General features: G+C 70.9%; 16 protein-coding genes, 5 tRNA genes and 1 pseudogene. 17 read left to right on the top strand and 5 right to left on the bottom strand.

The window, feature by feature from the left end:
- Positions 1–3,046: nitrate- and nitrite sensing domain-containing protein (locus ACH4ZX_RS16630; protein ID WP_398272721.1), on the bottom strand; the 3,046-nt coding region annotated here is incomplete at its 3' end.
- A gap of 603 nt (positions 3,047–3,649) precedes the next feature.
- On the opposite strand from ACH4ZX_RS16630, the gene ACH4ZX_RS16625 reads away from it, so the two are divergent.
- The 10 genes and pseudogenes from ACH4ZX_RS16625 to ACH4ZX_RS16580 all read left to right on the top strand — a co-directional run bounded on the left by ACH4ZX_RS16625 (position 3,650) and on the right by ACH4ZX_RS16580 (position 8,283).
- Entirely contained in the window at positions 3,650–3,835 is a 186-nt protein-coding gene (locus ACH4ZX_RS16625; protein ID WP_351887381.1) for a hypothetical protein, read from the top strand.
- Between the two features lie 185 nt (positions 3,836–4,020).
- On the top strand, positions 4,021–4,797 hold the full coding sequence (locus ACH4ZX_RS16620) for a fumarylacetoacetate hydrolase family protein (RefSeq protein ID WP_398272719.1): 777 nt from the start codon (positions 4,021–4,023) through the stop codon (positions 4,795–4,797).
- Positions 4,781–6,265: a glutamate--tRNA ligase gene (gene gltX, locus ACH4ZX_RS16615; RefSeq protein WP_398272718.1), complete on the top strand. Its 1,485-nt coding sequence runs from the start codon at positions 4,781–4,783 to the stop codon at positions 6,263–6,265. The genes ACH4ZX_RS16620 and gltX overlap by 17 nt, the downstream gene beginning before the upstream one ends.
- Positions 6,266–6,443: 178 nt before the next feature.
- Positions 6,444–6,938 (top strand): hypothetical protein, encoded by a 495-nt coding sequence (locus ACH4ZX_RS16610; protein ID WP_398272716.1) that lies wholly within the window; start codon positions 6,444–6,446, stop codon positions 6,936–6,938.
- A gap of 45 nt (positions 6,939–6,983) precedes the next feature.
- Positions 6,984–7,714 (top strand): annotated as a pseudogene (locus ACH4ZX_RS16605) (HAD family hydrolase).
- Positions 7,715–7,805: 91 nt separating this feature from the next.
- Positions 7,806–7,877 (top strand) — tRNA-Gln (locus tag ACH4ZX_RS16600).
- Between the two features lie 39 nt (positions 7,878–7,916).
- A tRNA-Glu gene (locus ACH4ZX_RS16595) sits at positions 7,917–7,989 on the top strand.
- 28 nt (positions 7,990–8,017) lie between these two features.
- Positions 8,018–8,090: transfer RNA gene (locus tag ACH4ZX_RS16590), tRNA-Glu, on the top strand.
- Positions 8,091–8,110: 20 nt separating this feature from the next.
- Positions 8,111–8,182: transfer RNA gene (locus tag ACH4ZX_RS16585), tRNA-Gln, on the top strand.
- Positions 8,183–8,210: 28 nt separating this feature from the next.
- Positions 8,211–8,283 (top strand) — tRNA-Glu (locus ACH4ZX_RS16580).
- Positions 8,284–8,341: 58 nt separating this feature from the next.
- Here the strand turns inward: ACH4ZX_RS16580 and ACH4ZX_RS16575 are convergent.
- The gene (locus tag ACH4ZX_RS16575; protein ID WP_398272714.1) at positions 8,342–8,986 is read right to left on the bottom strand and encodes a MerR family transcriptional regulator; all 645 of its coding nucleotides are present in this window, start codon (positions 8,984–8,986) and stop codon (positions 8,342–8,344) included.
- Between the two features lie 90 nt (positions 8,987–9,076).
- On the opposite strand from ACH4ZX_RS16575, the gene ACH4ZX_RS16570 reads away from it, so the two are divergent.
- On the top strand, positions 9,077–9,589 hold the full coding sequence (locus ACH4ZX_RS16570) for a DUF4188 domain-containing protein (RefSeq protein ID WP_398272712.1): 513 nt from the start codon (positions 9,077–9,079) through the stop codon (positions 9,587–9,589).
- A 133-nt stretch (positions 9,590–9,722) separates the two neighbouring features.
- Here ACH4ZX_RS16570 and ndgR read toward each other — a convergent pair whose 3' ends face one another.
- Positions 9,723–10,439, bottom strand: coding sequence for an IclR family transcriptional regulator NdgR (gene ndgR / locus ACH4ZX_RS16565; protein WP_015036427.1), 717 nt, complete (start codon positions 10,437–10,439; stop codon positions 9,723–9,725).
- 189 nt (positions 10,440–10,628) lie between these two features.
- Here ndgR and leuC point away from each other — a divergent pair, with 189 nt between their 5' ends.
- The 4 genes from leuC to ACH4ZX_RS16545 all read left to right on the top strand — a co-directional run bounded on the left by leuC (position 10,629) and on the right by ACH4ZX_RS16545 (position 13,902).
- Entirely contained in the window at positions 10,629–12,062 is a 1,434-nt protein-coding gene (gene leuC, locus ACH4ZX_RS16560) for a 3-isopropylmalate dehydratase large subunit (protein WP_360749717.1), read from the top strand.
- Between the two features lie 6 nt (positions 12,063–12,068).
- Positions 12,069–12,662: a 3-isopropylmalate dehydratase small subunit gene (leuD, locus tag ACH4ZX_RS16555; protein WP_398272710.1), complete on the top strand. Its 594-nt coding sequence runs from the start codon at positions 12,069–12,071 to the stop codon at positions 12,660–12,662.
- 263 nt (positions 12,663–12,925) lie between these two features.
- Positions 12,926–13,156, top strand: coding sequence for a hypothetical protein (locus tag ACH4ZX_RS16550; RefSeq protein ID WP_398272708.1), 231 nt, complete (start codon positions 12,926–12,928; stop codon positions 13,154–13,156).
- A gap of 137 nt (positions 13,157–13,293) precedes the next feature.
- The gene (locus ACH4ZX_RS16545) at positions 13,294–13,902 is read left to right on the top strand and encodes an HU family DNA-binding protein (RefSeq protein WP_398272706.1); all 609 of its coding nucleotides are present in this window, start codon (positions 13,294–13,296) and stop codon (positions 13,900–13,902) included.
- An 81-nt stretch (positions 13,903–13,983) separates the two neighbouring features.
- On the opposite strand, the gene ACH4ZX_RS16540 is transcribed toward ACH4ZX_RS16545, so the two are convergent.
- On the bottom strand, positions 13,984–14,187 hold the full coding sequence (locus ACH4ZX_RS16540) for a hypothetical protein (protein WP_398272704.1): 204 nt from the start codon (positions 14,185–14,187) through the stop codon (positions 13,984–13,986).
- A gap of 9 nt (positions 14,188–14,196) precedes the next feature.
- The gene (cofC, locus tag ACH4ZX_RS16535; protein ID WP_398272702.1) at positions 14,197–14,835 is read right to left on the bottom strand and encodes a 2-phospho-L-lactate guanylyltransferase; all 639 of its coding nucleotides are present in this window, start codon (positions 14,833–14,835) and stop codon (positions 14,197–14,199) included.
- 224 nt (positions 14,836–15,059) lie between these two features.
- Here cofC and ACH4ZX_RS16530 point away from each other — a divergent pair, with 224 nt between their 5' ends.
- Positions 15,060–15,854, top strand: coding sequence for a lysophospholipid acyltransferase family protein (locus ACH4ZX_RS16530; protein WP_398272700.1), 795 nt, complete (start codon positions 15,060–15,062; stop codon positions 15,852–15,854).
- On the top strand, positions 15,851–16,861 hold the full coding sequence (locus ACH4ZX_RS16525; protein WP_398272699.1) for an NAD(P)H-dependent glycerol-3-phosphate dehydrogenase: 1,011 nt from the start codon (positions 15,851–15,853) through the stop codon (positions 16,859–16,861). Before ACH4ZX_RS16530 ends, ACH4ZX_RS16525 begins: the two co-directional genes overlap by 4 nt.
- Positions 16,862–16,996: the final 135 nt, after the last annotated feature.

The raw sequence follows: 16,996 nt of genomic DNA, 5'->3' as shown, positions 1-16,996 counted from the left end.
TGCGGCTGTCGGGCGCCGGGGCGCCGAAGTCCTGGCGGGCGAACTGGCCCGTGTCCTGGCGGCTGTCGGGCGCCGGGGCGCCGAAGTCCTGGCGGGCGAACTGGCCCGTGTCCTGGCGGCTGTCGGGCGCCGGGGCGCCGAAGTCCTGGCGGGGGAACTCGGAAGTGGAACCGGGGCCCTGCCGGTCGTCGATCCGCGGCATGCGGGAGGTCTGGGCGGGGTCCTGCTCGTCGTGTCCGCGCGGGGCGTCGAGCGAGGCGCGCTCCACCGGAGGCTGCGCGTTCTCGTCGCTCCAGCTGGGCACCCGGGGCTGCTGCTGGTCGCCGCCCGGCAGCTCGGCGCGCGGGGTGGCGCCGCGGCCGGGCAGCTGGGCCCGGCGCCCGTGGCGCCGTCCGCCCCGCTCGGGGGCGGCCCTGCCCGCGTCCCCGGCGTCCGGCAGCTGCGGAGGCACGGGGCCACGGCCGCCGCCGAAGGCGTCCTGGCCGGCGCCCGCCGCCTGCAGACCCTGCGGCGCACCCGGCGCCTGACCGCCGAACCCGGCGCCCGCGCCGGCGGCCGGAGCCGGCCGGCCCTGCGGGGGAACCCCGGGCCCCTGCGGTCCACGCGGTCCGCCCGGCGCACCGGGACGACCGCCCGCGCCCGCACCGGGCAGCGCGGCCCGCGGTCCCTGGCCGGAGCCGAGGCGGCCGCCGGCGGCCGGACCGGCGCCCAGGGCACCGCCACCGGCCGGACCGGCGCCCAGCGCACCGCCGCCGAAACCGCCGCCGTTCTGCGCGGCGGCCTGCCGGCGTGCCGCGGCGGCACCCGCGGCCGCCTGCGCGGCGGCCGGACCGCCGCTCGGCGCGGGGGCGCCGGGCTTGCCGCCGGGAGCGGGCTTCTTGGCGCCCTGCGCCACGTCGACCGGCAGCATGACCAGCGCGGTCGTACCGCCGGAGTCGGACGGGCGCAGCTGGATGCGGATGCCGTGGCGCTGCGAGAGGCGGCCGACCACGAACAGGCCCATGCGGCGGGAGACGGAGACGTCCACGGTGGGCGGCGAGGCGAGCCGCTCGTTGATCGCCGCGAGGTCCTCGGGGGAGAGACCGATGCCGGTGTCGTGGATCTCGATCAGCACGCGGCCGTCCGGCAGCGCGTGACCGGTGACCTTGACCTTGGTCTGCGGGGAGGAGAAGGAGGTCGCGTTCTCCAGCAGCTCGGCGAGCAGGTGCACGAGGTCGTTGACGACCCGGCCGGCCACTTCGGTGGTGGGCACGGAGGCGAGCTCGATGCGCTCGTACTGCTCCACCTCGGACGCGGCGGCGCGGAGCACGTCGACCAGCGGGACCGGGCGGGTCCAGCGGCGGCCGGGCTCCTCACCGGCGAGGACGAGGAGGTTCTCACCGTTACGGCGCATACGCGTCGCGAGGTGGTCGAGCTTGAACAGCGAGGACAGCTGGTCCGGGTCGGCCTCGCGGGACTCCAGTTCGGAGATCAGCGACAGCTGGCGCTGGATCAGACCCTGGGAGCGGCGCGAGAGGTTGGTGAACATCGCGTTGACGTTGCCCCGCAGCAGGGCCTGCTCGGCGGCGAGGCGGACCGCCTCGCGGTGCACGTCGTCGAAGGCCGCGGCCACCTGGCCGATCTCGTCACGGGAGTGCACACCGACCGACTCGACGGAGGTGTCGACGTCCTGCGGGTCGGCCTCGGACAGCTGCTTGACCAGCTCGGGCAGGCGTTCCTGGGCGACCTTGGTGGCGGTCTCCTGCAGCCGGCGCAGCGAGCGGATCATGGACCGGGCCACGACGAAGGCGCCGACCAGCGAGACACCGAGCACCAGCAGGATCAGCGCACCGGAGATGATCGCTTCCTGCTCGGAGGCGCTGCGCAGCTCGCGCGCCTTCTGCTCCATGTCCTCGAGCAGCGTGTGCTCGATCTTCTGCATCTGCTCGATCTTGGTCGAGCTGTCGTCCACCCAGTCCTGGTAGGAGCGCTTCTGCAGGTCGGACAGGCCGTCCTTGCTCGCCAGCGCGCGGTTGGCGTAGGTGTCGGTGGCCTTGATGGAGGCGTTGTTCTTCTCGATGGGCGTGAGGAGCGCGGCCGCCCTCTCGGTGCCGTAGAGGCTCTTGAAGCTGCGCAGCTCGGAGGTCTGGCCGGCCAGCGCCGACTGGGCGTAGAGGCGGTCGTTCTCCGACAGGTCACCGGTGGTGCTGTTGTTGGCCGGCAGCGCCGCCGCGAGGACCGCGCGCTGCATCGACGCGTACTCCTTGGCGGAGGAGAAGGCCGCCAGGGCGCGGGTGCGCTGGATCATCTCGGGGTTGCTGGTGGCCTCCGCCATGTCCTGGGAGAGGTCCAGCAGGTTGGTGATGAGGCGGTGGTAGGACTCGACGGTCTGGGTCGAGTTGTCCTTGGCCTCGTAGGCGGAGTTGCGTATCTTCGCCAGGTCGCCCAGGTCGCGGACGAGGCCGACCAGGGTCTCGCGGACGCCGAGCAGGTTGCCGTTCGCCATGCTGGAGGTGTCGATCTCCTCCGCGGCGTCCTTGAAGTTGGTCACGGACCGGTCCGTCTTGTCCCGGTAGCCCTTGACCGTGTACGCGCTGGCCTTGGAGCCGTGCGCGAGGGGGCCGGCGGACTGGTCGCGCTCGTCCTGGAGCGCGGCGGCCAGTTCGGTGGCCTGCTTGGTCATGTCCGTCAGCAGCTTCATGTTGTCGAGCTGCTGGATGTCGTCCATGTTGTCGCTGATGCGAAGGGCGCCCAGCGAGGTGGCCGCCACCACCGGGAGCGCGAGCAGCGACACCAGACGCGTGGAGATGCGCCAGTTGCGCAGGGCCACCCGCGATCCCGGGCCGGTCGGGCCGGTGGGCGGCTTGGCCGGCGTGGCGGTGGGACCGGCGGACCCGGAAGACGTCGTCGGGCCGGGGCGCCCGGCGCGGTCGCCGCCGTCGCCGGACGGTGCCGGGCCCGGGTTCTGGGCGTGCTGGGGCGAGGAGCTGCCGGCCATGGGGCCAGTCCCGCCGTGCGGCTCCGGCTGAGCCGAAGCGCCGTTATCCCTCTTGAAACGTCCCTGCACTAGCGTCGCAACCTCTGGACCAGGCGCCCCTCCGGGTGAACGGAGGGACACGGTGTCGGCGTTGTGGGGAACGCCCTGAAAACGCCCCCCGGGTGGTCGTGAGTGACCGGCGCTGGCTCCCCCTGTCTCGCCGCCACTCGGCGCTGCGTTGCGCCCCCTGCGCGCCGGCTCGATCCTGCGGCGGTCCGTGGAATTCCAGCACAGTGCAGGATCTCCAACAAGGCCCGTGGGTCATGCCGTGACGCACGTGACAATTTGTGAGTGTCGGGTCACCGGACGTAGAAAGAGATCCGGTTAATATCGGACGTATGCCCGCGAGTCGTCCGGCGGTGAGTCGTGTCCCAGTCGCCATGATCAGGAGCGGAATGGTGGCTTCAGGTGGTCAATGTCCGTTTCGGCCCGGTGGGTTGCGGGTCGGAATTGACCGGTTTGCCCTTGAGGTAGTGAGCAAACTCACACGGTGATCACGGCTTCTCCGGGGCTTCCGAAGGGAATTGCATGTTTAGCCTGACGGTTTACAGGACGTAACACTTTGACAACCGTGCCCGGGATGGGGCTTTCGCCGCACGCGGGTGCCCGTACACGACAAGGTCGACTACAGCCGTGAAGACGACGATGATGTTCCGCACGATAGCCAACCCGCGGCGCACGACGCTGGCGCACCTCGAGGACGCCGACGAGCTGCAGACCCCGGAGCAGCCGGAGCACTCTGTCGAACTCCCCGCCCAGACCGCCAACCCCAGGCGCACCGTCCTGATGGACGTGCCCGTCGCGGCCGCCGCCGAGTAGGCGGAGCGGGCCCGCAAGCAGTACGCGCGCCGGCCGCCGATCACTCGATCCGGCCGGTCACCGGAGCCCCGGAGGCCACGCCGCCTCCGGGGCTCGCGCCGTGATGCGCGAGGTCCCCGCGCTGTTGCCGCGTTAGCCTGGAGCGTCAGACTCCAGTCGGTTCAGTTAAGGGGCGCAGGCATCCCGTGCGCATCGCCAGATTCTCCATCGACGGGAACGTCGCCTTCGGCGCGGTCGAGGGCGACAGGCCGGACGAGCTCGTGCTCGACATCATCAAGGGCATCCCGTTCGCGGACTTCGAGCTCTCCGGCACGAAGGTCCCGCTGAACAAGGTCCGGCTGCTGCCGCCGGTGCTCCCCAACAAGGTCGTCGCCTTCGGCCGCAACTACGCCGAGCACGCGCGCGAACTGGGCAACGAGGTGCCGGACGCGCCCTTCGCCTTCTTCAAGCCCTCCACCTCGGTGATCGGCTCCGGCGACGAGATCGCGTACCCGTCCTTCTCCCAGGAACTGCACCACGAGGCCGAGCTGGCCGTGGTCATCGGCCGCATGTGCCGCGAGGTCCCCCGTGAGCGCGTCAAGGACGTGATCCTCGGCTACACCTGCGCCAACGACGTCACCGCCCGCGACGTCCAGCGCCGGGAGAAGCAGTGGGCTCGGGCCAAGGGCTTCGACACCTCCTGCCCGCTCGGTCCCTGGGTGGAGACCGACCTGGACGCGAGCGACCTGACGATCCAGCTCACGGTCAACGGCAGGCAGCGCCAGCTCGGCCGCACCAGCGAGATGATCCACCCGGTCGAGGATCTGATCGTCAACATCTCCGAGGCCATGACGCTGCTCCCCGGCGACGTGATCCTCACGGGCACCCCCGCGGGGGTCGGCCCCCTCAACGTCGGCGACGAGGTCGCCGTCACCATCGAAGGCATCGGCACTCTCACCAACAAGGTTGTCAAGCGTGGCTAGCGCACCCGTTCGTGTCCGTTTCTGTCCCTCGCCCACCGGTAACCCGCACGTGGGCCTGGTGCGCACCGCCCTGTTCAACTGGGCGTTCGCCCGGCACCACCAGGGCACACTCGTCTTCCGCATCGAGGACACCGACGCGGCCCGCGACTCCGAGGAGTCCTACAACCAGCTCCTCGACGCGATGCGCTGGCTCGGCTTCGACTGGGACGAGGGCCCCGAGGTCGGCGGCCCGCACGCGCCGTACCGCCAGTCGCAGCGCATGGACATCTACAAGGACGTCGCCGCCAAGCTGATCGAGGCCGGGCACGCCTACCGCTGCTACTGCTCGCAGGAGGAGCTCGACACCCGTCGCGAGGCCGCCCGCGCCGCCGGCAAGCCGTCCGGCTACGACGGCCACTGCCGCGACCTCACCGACGACCGGGTCGAGGAGTACCGGGCCCAGGGCCGCGAGCCCATCGTCCGCTTCCGGATGCCCGACGAGACGATCACCTTCACCGACCTGGTCCGCGGCGAGATCACGTACCTCCCGGAGAACGTTCCGGACTACGGCATCGTCCGCGCCAACGGCGCCCCGCTCTACACGCTGGTCAACCCGGTCGACGACGCCCTGATGGAGATCACCCACGTCCTGCGCGGCGAGGACCTGCTCTCCTCCACCCCGCGCCAGATCGCCCTCTACAAGGCGCTGATCGAGCTGGGCATCGCCAAGGGCGTCCCCGAGTTCGGCCACCTCCCCTATGTCATGGGCGAGGGCAACAAGAAGCTGTCGAAGCGGGACCCGCAGTCCTCGCTCAACCTCTACCGCGAGCGCGGCTTCCTCCCCGAGGGCCTGCTCAACTACCTCTCGCTGCTGGGCTGGTCGCTCTCGGCCGACCGGGACATCTTCACGATCGGGGAGATGGTCGCGGCCTTCGACGTCGCGGACGTCAACCCCAACCCGGCCCGCTTCGACCTCAAGAAGTGCGAGGCGATCAACGCCGACCACATCCGCCTGCTGGACGTGAAGGACTTCACGGAGCGCTGCGCGCCGTGGCTGCGGGCCCCGTTCGCCCCCTGGGCGCCGGAGGACTTCGACGAGGCCAAGTGGCAGGCCATCGCGCCGCACGCGCAGACCCGCCTGAAGGTCCTGTCGGAGATCACCGAGAACGTCGACTTCCTGTTCCTGCCCGAGCCGGTCTTCGACGAGGCGAGCTGGGCGAAGGCGATGAAGGAGGGCTCGGGCGCCCTGCTGCGCACGGCGCGGGAGAAGCTCCAGGCGGCGGACTGGACCTCCGCCGAGTCGCTGAAGGAGGCCGTGCTGGCCGCCGGCGAGGCCCACGGCCTCAAGCTCGGCAAGGCCCAGGCCCCGGTCCGGGTCGCCGTCACCGGCCGCACGGTCGGCCTGCCGTTGTTCGAGTCCCTGGAGGTCCTGGGCAAGGACGCGACGCTGGCCCGCATCGACGCAGCCCTGGAGAAGCTCGCGGCGTGACCCGCGCGCGTGAAGGCACGCACGCGTGAAGGCGAGTGGAGGGGGGGGGGGGGGGGGGGCGCCCCCCCCCCCCCCCCCCCCCCCTTCCGCTTCCGCACATGCGCGCGCAGGCCGATCGACATGATCCGTTCACGGCCGGTTCGCCGGGGGGCCGTAACCGCTGCCGAGGATCATGATCATGACATCCTGGAAAGCGCGACTGACCGTCCCCGCGGGCCTCGCCGCCGTGCTGCTCGCCACCGGCGGCACCCTGTCCTACGCGTCCGCCGCCAACTGGACGTACACGAACGACTACGAGGGCAACTGCCTCACCGCCTCGCCCACGACCGACAACGTCTGGTCCGCCCCCTGCAACGACTCCCTCGCCACCCGGAACTGGCACTGGGGCTCGGTGACCACCGACGCCTTCGGCTACACCTTCCGCAGGCTGGTGAGCAACGCCAACGGCGACTGCCTCACCACGGACTCCAAGTCCCTGAACAACGCCGTGTGGACGAGCCCCTGCGGCGGCAGCGGCCAGCAGTTCTGGAACGCCGACGACCACCGGATCATGAACCTCTACACGGACCAGCTGCGCACCTCCGACAACGGTGACGCCGTCTACAGCAGCACGGCCGCGGTGACGGACATGATCCCGATCGAGCGGTTCGTCTGGTGGGGGTCCCACGACTGACCCGTTTCCCGGACGCCTCCGCCCCGGCCGGGTTACCGTCGGAGCATGAGCATTCGGGCCGTGGTCTGGGACGTCGACGACACCCTCTTCGACTACACGACCGCAGACCGCGTCGGCATGCGCGACCACCTCGTGGCCGAGGGCCGGCTCGACCGGTACGGCACCGCCGAGCAGGCCCTCGCCCACTGGCGGCGGGTGACCGACCAGCAGTGGGCCAGGTTCTCGGCCGGCGAGACCACCTTCGAGGACCAGCGCCGCGAGCGGGTGCGGGTCTTCCTGGACGAGCCGCTGACCGACGCCGAGGCCGACGCCTGGTTTCAGCGTTACGTACGGCACTACGAGGCCGCCTGGGCCCTCTTCCCGGACGTCCTGCCCGTGCTCGACGCCCTCGCCGCCAGTCACCGGCACGCCGTGCTGTCCAACTCCAGCCTCGCCGTCCAGGACCGCAAGCTGCGCGTGCTCGGTGTGCACGACCGCTTCGAGACCATCCTGTGCGCCGCGGAACTCGGCGTCTCCAAGCCGGAGGCGGCCGCCTTCATGGCCGCCTGCGACGCCCTGGGCCTGGCTCCCCACCAGGTCGCGTACGTCGGCGACCACCCCGAGATCGACGGGCGCGGTGCCGCGGATGCCGGACTGCTGTCGGTGTGGATCGACCGCGGCGGCGTGTACGCCGAGGCCGGCACGTTCCACGGTCCCCGCCGGATCGCCTCCCTCGCGGAACTCCCGGCGATCCTCGGCACGGAACTCGTTTTGGAGCCCCGTCCTCCTTCGGGTAATGTTCTTCCTGCGCCGCCGGGGAGCGGGCCGAAAGGCCGGAAACCGGGGGAGTGAACTAGAACGAGAACCCCGTAGGGGCTTGCGTTCCAGTGGCCTATGGTGTAATTGGCAGCACGACTGATTCTGGTTCAGTTAGTCTTGGTTCGAGTCCAGGTAGGCCAGCTCGCAGAGCTCATCTGCACGCGCGGATCACATCCGCAAGCCCCCGTTGTGTAGCGGCCTAGCACGCTGCCCTCTCAAGGCAGTAGCGCCGGTTCGAATCCGGTCGGGGGTACTGATCTCGATCACTCGGGATCGCTAGGGCCCCCGTTGTGTAGCGGCCTAGCACGCCGCCCTCTCAAGGCGGTAGCGCCGGTTCGAATCCGGTCGGGGGTACTGACTGGTCTAAACCACATTGGTCTATGGTGTAATTGGCAGCACGACTGATTCTGGTTCAGTTAGTCTTGGTTCGAGTCCAGGTAGACCAGCTCGGGCCTGCGGAAACGCAGTGTCCACGCCCCCGTTGTGTAGCGGCCTAGCACGCCGCCCTCTCAAGGCGGTAGCGCCGGTTCGAATCCGGTCGGGGGTACGCGTCACGAAGGCCCTCCACTCAGGTGGAGGGCCTTCGTCGTGCCCCGGCCCGCCGCTCACTCGAAGCCGTAACGACGGGCCGACTCCTCCTCCTGCGCGACCCGCCGCAGGGCGCTCAGCACCGGTTCCAGCAGGACCGTCCCGAGCACCGCCACCTCCACCTTCTCCGCCTCCGACGCGTGGGTCTCCACGAAGTCCAGGTCGAGGACGGCCACCTGGTGCATCAACCGCGCGTACGGCACCGTCAGTTCGATGTCCCAGTCGTAGCCGAGCCGCCGGAACGCGGCCAGCCCCGTCACCAGCGAGCGGTAGGCGGGGGAGATGGTGCTGAGCGCCTGCGCGTTCGACCAGCCGAGCCGCTCCAGCATCCGCTCCACCTCGGCGCGCGCTCGCTCCACGAACTCGTCCTCGCCGTCCGGATCGGGCACCTGGGGCAGCGCCCACAGGGCCGCGCCCATCCGGACCGTCCGGCCCAGCGAGTCGTCGTCGATGTGCCCCAGCACCTCGCGGGCCGTCGCCACCGGCAGCCGCCCGATCTGGACGAGCGCCCGCACCACGCGCAGCCGGCGCAGATGGTCCTCGTCGTACTCGGCGGTCCTGGCGTTGATCTGGCGGCCCGGCGCCAACAGCCCTTCGCGCAGGTAGTACTTGATCGTCGCGATGGGCACACCGCTGCGCTTGCTCAGCTCCGCCAGCCGCACCTCTTGCGCCTCTCCTTGGGAAGTGTCACGATCCAATCACCACTCAAAAGGATAGTGTCGGTATCCAATCAGGGACCACGGGGGTGCCCCATGTTCGCAAAGCCGATTCCGGGCCGTACGACCGCGGCCGCCGAAGGCGATGCGGTGGTCCTGCTGATCGGGATGCGCATCAATCACTTCTGGGCGGTGCACCAGTGGCTTCCGGTGATCCTGTCGATGTTCCGCATGCTGGGGGAGCTTGCCCGGGACAGGAGCCGGGGGCTGCTGGGGCACGTCCTGCTGACCGCCTCGCCGCGGACCTACTACGTCGTCCAGTACTGGGAGTCCAAGGAGAAGCTCTACGCCTACGCGTCGTCGCCGGAGATGTTCCACCACCGGGTGTGGGGGATCATCAACCGCAAGGAGCGGGCGGGCAAGGTGCGCGGGCACGTGGGGCTGTGGCACGAGGCGTACGTCGTGCCCGAGGGGTCGTACGAGTCGATCTACTTCGACATGCCGGCGTTCGGCCTCGCGGCGGCCACGGGGGTGCTGCCGATCGAGCGCCGGGGGCGGACGGCCGCGGAGCGGTTCGCCCGGGGGACGGGACGGGGCGCGGACGCCTAGCATCGCCCCTCGCCGCGAGGCCGGTCGTCCGGGGCGGTCGTCCGGGGGTCGGCCGCCGCGCTGTCGGGGCAGGGCTGCCGCGGCGTTGAGGCCGCCCTGCCCCGTCGGCGCGGAAGCCGGCGCGTGCCGCCGATCAGCCCGTGCGGCGCAGGGCCTCCGAGAGACGGGCCGCGGCGTCGATGACCGCCTGGGCGTGCATCCGGCCCGGGTGGCGCGTCAGGCGCTCGATGGGGCCGGAGACCGACACGGCGGCCACCACGCGGTTGGAGGGGCCGCGCACGGGCGCGGAGACGGACGCGACACCCGGCTCGCGCTCGCCGATCGACTGGGCCCAGCCGCGGCGCCGCACGCCCGACAGGGCCGTCGCCGTGAAGCGGGCGCCCTGCAGACCGCGGTGCAGGCGCTCCGGCTCCTCCCAGGCCATCAGGATCTGCGCGGACGATCCGGCCTTCATGGTGAGCGTCGAACCGACCGGCACCGTGTCCCGCAGCCCGGACAGACGCTCCGCCGCGGCGACGCATATGCGCATGTCGCCCTGGCGGCGGTAGAGCTGGGCGCTCTCGCCGGTGACGTCCCGCAGGTGGGTCAGCACCGGGCCCGCGGTGGCCAGCAGGCGGTCCTCGCCCGCCGCCGCGGCCAGTTCCGCGAGACGCGGGCCGAGAATGAAACGGCCCTGCATGTCACGTGCCACCATGCGGTGGTGCTCCAGGGCGACGGCGAGTCTGTGGGCCGTCGGTCGTGCCAGTCCGGTCGCCGCCACCAGACCCGCGAGGGTGGCCGGGCCGGACTCCAGGGCGCTCAGGACAAGGGCCGCCTTGTCCAGAACGCCCACGCCGCTACTGTTGTCCATGCAACGATATTCGCGTCTCACTCTGTGAAACGCAAGTTCAATTTTCCGTGGAACGCGCCACTCTTGGATGACACAGCGGCCCGTGAACGTGAGGGCCCGGCGGCGGACGCCCGGAATCAGGGGCGCGGGTGCCGCCTCCTCAAGATCTCTAGTTGGGCCGGTGGACTCTTGCCGGCCGGAGGGAAAGCGATGGGTAGGACACTCGCGGAGAAGGTCTGGGACGACCATGTCGTCCGGCGCGCCGAGGGCGAGCCCGACCTTCTCTACATCGATCTGCACCTGCTGCACGAGGTGACCAGCCCGCAGGCCTTCGACGGGCTCCGCAAGAGCGGGCGCGGAGTGCGTCGGCTCGACCTGACCATCGCCACCGAGGACCACAACACCCCCACCCTCGACATCGACAAGCCCATCGCGGACCCGGTCTCCCGGGCCCAGCTGGAGACGCTGCGCAAGAACTGCGCCGAGTTCGGCGTCCGGCTGCACCCGCTGGGCGACGTCGAGCAGGGCGTCGTACACGTCGTCGGGCCGCAGCTGGGCCTGACCCAGCCCGGCACGACCGTCGTCTGCGGCGACTCGCACACCTCCACGCACGGCGCCTTCGGCGCGCTGGCGTTCGGCATCGGCACCTCGCAGGTCGAGCACGTGCTGGCGACCCAGACGCTGCCGCTGGCCCGCCCGAAGACCATGGCGATCACGGTCGACGGCGAACTGCCCGAGGGCGTCACCGCCAAGGACCTGATCCTGGCGATCATCGCGAAGATCGGCACCGGCGGCGGCCAGGGCTACATCCTGGAGTACCGCGGCTCCGCCATCGAGAAGCTCTCGATGGAGGCCCGGATGACCATCTGCAACATGTCGATCGAGGCCGGCGCCCGCGCGGGCATGATCGCCCCCGACGAGACGACCTTCGCGTACCTCAAGGGGCGTCCGCACGCCCCCGAGGGCGCCGACTGGGACGCGGCCGTCGCGTACTGGAAGACGCTGAAGACGGACGACGACGCCGAGTTCGACGCCGAGGTGGTGATCGACGCCGCCGCGCTGTCGCCGTTCGTCACCTGGGGCACCAACCCGGGCCAGGGCGCGCCGCTTTCGGCGTCCGTCCCCGACCCCGCTTCGTACGAAGACGCTTCGGAGCGTCTGGCCGCCGAAAAGGCCCTGGAGTACATGGGGTTGGAGGCCGGGCAGCCGCTGCGCTCCATCAAGGTGGACACCGTCTTCGTAGGCTCGTGCACCAACGGCCGCATCGAGGACCTGCGCGCCGCCGCCGATCTGCTCAAGGGCCGCAAAGTCGCCGACGGCGTACGCATGCTGGTCGTCCCGGGCTCGGCGCGGGTGGGCCTGCAGGCCGTCTCCGAGGGCCTGGACGTCGTGTTCAAGGAGGCCGGCGCCGAGTGGCGGCACGCGGGCTGCTCGATGTGCCTGGGCATGAACCCCGACCAGCTGGCCCCCGGCGAGCGCTCCGCCTCCACCTCCAACCGCAACTTCGAGGGCCGGCAGGGCAAGGGCGGTCGTACGCACCTGGTGTCGCCGCAGGTCGCCGCAGCGACGGCGGTCCTGGGCCACCTGGCCTCCCCGGCCGACCTGACCGACACAACCGCCGCATCTGTGCCCGCTGGAGTCTGATCAGTCATGGAAGCTTTCACCACGCACACCGGCCGGGCCGTCCCGCTGCGCCGCTCCAACGTCGACACCGACCAGATCATCCCTGCTCACTGGCTCAAGAAGGTGACCCGGGACGGTTTCGAGGACGGGCTGTTCGAGGCCTGGCGCAAGGATGAGAACTTCGTCCTCAACCGCCCGGAGCGCAAGGGCGCCACGGTCCTGGTCGCCGGCCCCGACTTCGGCACCGGCTCCTCCCGTGAGCACGCCGTCTGGGCGCTGCAGAACTACGGCTTCAAGGCCGTGATCTCCTCCCGCTTCGCGGACATCTTCCGCGGCAACTCGCTCAAGAACGGCCTGCTCACGGTGGTTCTGGAGCAGAAGATCGTGGACGCCCTGTGGGAGCTCACGGAGGCGGACCCCGAGGCCGAGATCACCGTCGACCTGGAGAACCGCGAGGTGCGCGCCGAGGGCATCACCGCCTCCTTCGAGCTGGACGAGAACTCGCGCTGGCGGCTGCTGAACGGCCTGGACGACATCTCGATCACGCTGCAGAACGAGACCGACATCGCGGCCTACGAGCAGCAGCGGCCGTCGTACAAGCCGCGCACGCTGCAGGTCTGAGCTCCGGCTCCGCAAGAGCTGGTTTCGGCCACCTCGAACTCCCCGCTGTACCCCCGATCGCCCCGATCGGGGGTACAGCCGTTTCCGGCCCCGGACGGCGCGCCGCCTGCCTCCGGGAACCCTCAACTTCCCAGGTTAGGACGCTTGTTGCCGGGGTAACCGGGTCCTGCGACAGCGGCTTGTGCCGGTGCCGAAAAGGCCGTCCGGGGCGGGAGTTGCCCCCTGCGCAGGCGACAACTTGCCCCAGATGGCACAATCTGTGCATGGAACACGACGGCCAACTCGAGCTGTATGCGGCAGTCGCGGACCAGCTGAAAGAAGCGCACTCGACGGTGCGCGCACTGCAAGTCCCGGAGGGCGTACGGATGGCGCTGACCCGGAAGCTGCTGGCCATTACGGCCGTGGCCAAGCACGATCTCGCCGACGCGGCAAGGCGGCTGGAGGGGTTCCGCGTGGACCTCGACGAGGGTCGATTCCCCGGAGAGGAAAGCTGATCAACTCCCAGGCAGTCGAGTTCCGCTGCGGCACAAGGGTGATAAGCCCGTTTCGTGTTTGATTTGCGGTATATATCTGCCTAACGTGCGAAAAGCTTGAACACTTTCGTTCTGGCGATGTCTCCGAAGGGGAAGACGTGAACAAGGCGCAGCTCGTAGAAGCGATTGCCGACAAGATGGGCGGCCGCCAGCAGGCCGCCGATGCTGTCGACGCCGTCCTGGACGCCATCGTCCGTGCGGTGGTCGCGGGTGACCGGGTCTCGGTCACCGGCTTCGGTTCGTTCGAGAAGGTCGACCGCCCGGCCCGTTATGCCCGCAACCCTCAGACGGGCGAGCGGGTTCGGGTCAAGAAGACCTCGGTGCCGCGCTTCCGCGCGGGGCAGGGCTTCAAGGACCTGGTGAGCGGCTCGAAGAAGCTCCCGAAGGGCGACATCGCAGTCAAGAAGGCCCCCAAGGGCAGCCTGACCGGCGGGGCCGCCGCCACGGTCAAGAAGGCGGCGGCGAAGAAGGCCGTCACCAAGACCGCCGCCGCCAAGAAGGCCGCCGCGAAGAAGGCGCCGGCCAAGAAGACCGCGGCCGCCGCGAAGAAGACCGCCGCGAAGAAGGCGCCCGCCAAGAAGACCGCGGCCGCCGCCAAGACCACCGCCGCGAAGACCGCCGCCAAGAAGACGACGGCCAAGAAGGCCCCGGCCAAGAAGTCGCCGGCCCGTACCACCGCCAAGAAGGCCACCGCCCGCAAGAGGTAATGACGCAGGGGCACTCACGCGCCGGGCCGGACTCCGCACGGAGTCCGGCCCGCGGCGCGTCACGGGAGTTTCCCGAGGGGCTCAGAAGGTCTGGAGGGTCACCAGCGTGATGCGGCGCCCGGCGCCCTCGCCCTCGGTCTCGATGCGCACCCGCTGCCCGGGCCGCAGCAGCCTCAGCCCGCCCGCGTCGAACGCGGTCGCCTCGAAGGGCACCGGCGTCCCGTCGTCGAGCAGCACCTGCCCGCTGCGGGTCTCGGGGTCGTACGTGTATGCGGTCGCCTGCATGCCGGCAGCCTACTGCCCCGGGATCAGCAGCCGCGCGGCCGCCGCGGCCGTCCGCGGCCCGACTCCCAGGCTCAGGGCGGCCCGCAGATCGTCGCCGGTGTCCACGTCCTGGCGCACCGAGTCCACCGCGTCGAGGCTGAGTTCCGCGGCGCCGGACGCGCGGTGCCGGGCCCGGGAATCGGCGCCGAATGCCGGGCGCAATTCCCGGCCGGGGGCGGCGGCCAGCACGGTCGTGCCGATCGCCGCCGCATCCGCGAGAAAAGCGCGGGGGAATTCCGCGGCCGCGTCCAGAACCCGGGACAATTCCGCGGGACGCAGCGCCGGCAGGTCGGCGTTCAGGGTCGCCACCGCGCCGCCGGGGCGCGCGGCGCGCACCGCCGCCGCCGCGTGCGCCAGCGCCGGGTTCAGGCCGCCGCCGGGTTCGCCGGCGACGATCCGGGCGCCCAGCGCGGCCAGTTCACGGCCGGCCAGGGGGTCGTCCGTGACGACGGCCACATGCCCGACCGCCGGGCAGGCCAGCGCGGCGGCCACCGTGTCCTGGGCGAAGGCGAGGGCGAGGCCCGGGCGCAGTCCGTCGTCGGCGGTGTCCGAGAGCCTGCTCTTGGCGCGCGCCAGAGGTTTCACGGGGATGACCAAGGTCCACTGCACGAGCGTTCCCTCCCTCCTGTCCGCGGCCATTGTCACTCAGCCGTCACCTCGGCCGTCCGGCGGGCGGGGCGGAGGGCCTGAAGGAGAAGGGGCGCGAAGCTCCTTGCAAGGGTGGGGGTGGGAGACGGGCGGGCGTACGGTGTTCTCGACAGACCGGCGGCCTGGGGCGACACTTGTGCGGCCCCCCGGCCCGACGTCCTTGATCCCTAGAGGAAGGTGTCCGCGTGCCCCGCCGCAGAATCGGCTTCTGGTACCGCTTCGCCGCGGTGATCTGCAAACCGCCGCTGGTGGTTCTGATCAAGCGGGACTGGCGCGGAATGGAGCACATTCCGGCCGAGGGCGGATTTATCACCGTGGTGAACCACAATTCCCACGTGGACCCCCTCGCATACGCGCATTTTCAGTACAACACCGGGCGGGTCCCCCGATTTCTGGCGAAGAGCGGCCTTTTCCGGAAGGGATTCGTCGGTGCCGCGATGCGCGGCACCGGGCAGATCCCCGTCTACCGGGAGAGCACGGACGCCCTGAGCGCCTTCCGGGCGGCCATCGACGCCGTGGAACGCGGCGAGTGCGTCGCCTTCTACCCCGAGGGCACCCTCACCCGCGACCCGGACGGCTGGCCCATGACCGGCAAGACCGGCGCCGCCCGCGTCGCCCTGCAGACCAAGTGCCCGGTGATTCCGGTCGCCCAGTGGGGCGCCAACGAGCTGCTGCCGCCGTACGCGAGGAAGCCGGACCTCTTCCCGCGCAAGACCCACCACGTGCTCGCCGGCCCGCCCGTGGACCTCTCGCGCTTCTACGACCAGGAGATGACTCCCGAGCTGCTGAAGGAGGCGACCGAGACCATCATGGCCGCCATCACCCGCCAGCTGGAGGAGATCCGCGGCGAGAAGGCGCCCGGGACGCCGTACGACCCGCGTCGTGAGCGGATCGAGCAGCGCCGCAGGACCGAGGCACAGACCGGCCAGGCGCAGATCGGCCAGGCGCAGATCGGCCGGGAAAGGGACGGCAGCAAGTGAGCGAACCTGTCAAGGCGGCGGTCTTCAGCGCCGGTTCGTGGGGCACGGCGTTCGGGACGGTGCTGGCCGACGCCGGGTGCCAGGTCACCCTGTGGGCGCGCCGCCCGGAGGTCGCCGAGGCGATCAACTCCGGGCGCACGAACCCCGACTACTTCCCCGGCGTGGAGCTCCCGGAGAACCTGCGGGCCACCACCGACCCCGCCGAGGCCGCCGCGGGCGCCGACTTCACGGTCCTCTCGGTGCCCTCCCAGACGCTGCGCGCCAACCTCGCCGAGTGGGTGCCGCTGCTGGCCCCGGACACGGTCCTGGTCTCGCTGATGAAGGGCGTCGAACTCGGTTCCGCCATGCGGATGAGCGAGGTGATCGAGGACGTCGCCAAGGTCGGCGCGGACCGGATCGCCGTGGTCACCGGGCCCAACCTGGCCCGGGAGATCGTCGCCCGGATGCCGGCCGCCTCGGTGGTCGCGTGCACCGACGAGGCCGTCGCCCGGCGGCTGCAGGCCGCCTGCCACACGCCGTACTTCCGGCCGTACACCAACACCGACGTGGTCGGCTGCGAACTGGGCGGCGCGGTCAAGAACGTCATCGGTCTCGCGGTCGGCATCGCGGACGGCATGGGCCTCGGCGACAACGCCAAGGGCTCCCTCATCACGCGCGGACTCGCCGAGACCACCCGGCTCGGGGTCGCGCTGGGCGCCGACCCGCTGACGTTCTCCGGACTGGCCGGACTGGGCGACCTGGTGGCGACCTGCTCCTCGCCGCTGTCGCGCAACCACACCTTCGGCACCAACCTCGGCAAGGGCATGACCCTGCAGGAGACCATCGCGGTCACCAAGCAGACCGCCGAGGGCGTCAAGTCCTGCGAGTCGGTGCTGGATCTGGCGCGCCGGCACGGCGTCGACATGCCCATCACCGAGACGGTCGTCGCCATCGTGCACGAGGGCAAGTCCCCGGTGGTCGCCGTCAAGGAGCTGATGTCGCGCAGCGCGAAGCCGGAACGACGCTGAGCGACCCGGCGCCCGGCGCCGGCGTGCTCGGTCGTGCGGGAGCCCCCGGCGGGTTCGCGTCACCGGCGCCGACGCGCCCTCCGGCTCACCGGGGGGCGCACGCTGTCTCCGGGCACCACCACCGGGTACGCTCAT

This window comes from Streptomyces sp. NPDC020490 (genome assembly GCF_044335305.1).
Taxonomy (GTDB): domain Bacteria; phylum Actinomycetota; class Actinomycetes; order Streptomycetales; family Streptomycetaceae; genus Streptomyces.
The sequence above is the reverse complement of the archived record's forward strand: the minus strand, read 5'-3'. Positions and strand labels throughout refer to the sequence as shown.

Excerpts from the sequence above, each read along its gene's own strand:
- ACH4ZX_RS16610 (WP_398272716.1), top strand. The coding sequence starts at position 6,444 with ATGACATCCTGGAAAGCGCGACTGACCGTCCCCGCGGGCCTCGCCGCC.
- ndgR (WP_015036427.1), bottom strand. The coding sequence starts at position 10,439 with ATGGACAACAGTAGCGGCGTGGGCGTTCTGGACAAGGCGGCCCTTGTC.
- leuD (WP_398272710.1), top strand. The coding sequence starts at position 12,069 with ATGGAAGCTTTCACCACGCACACCGGCCGGGCCGTCCCGCTGCGCCGC.
- leuC (WP_360749717.1), top strand. The coding sequence starts at position 10,629 with ATGGGTAGGACACTCGCGGAGAAGGTCTGGGACGACCATGTCGTCCGG.
- ACH4ZX_RS16570 (WP_398272712.1), top strand. The coding sequence starts at position 9,077 with ATGTTCGCAAAGCCGATTCCGGGCCGTACGACCGCGGCCGCCGAAGGC.
- ACH4ZX_RS16540 (WP_398272704.1), bottom strand. The coding sequence starts at position 14,187 with ATGCAGGCGACCGCATACACGTACGACCCCGAGACCCGCAGCGGGCAG.
- ACH4ZX_RS16550 (WP_398272708.1), top strand. The coding sequence starts at position 12,926 with ATGGAACACGACGGCCAACTCGAGCTGTATGCGGCAGTCGCGGACCAG.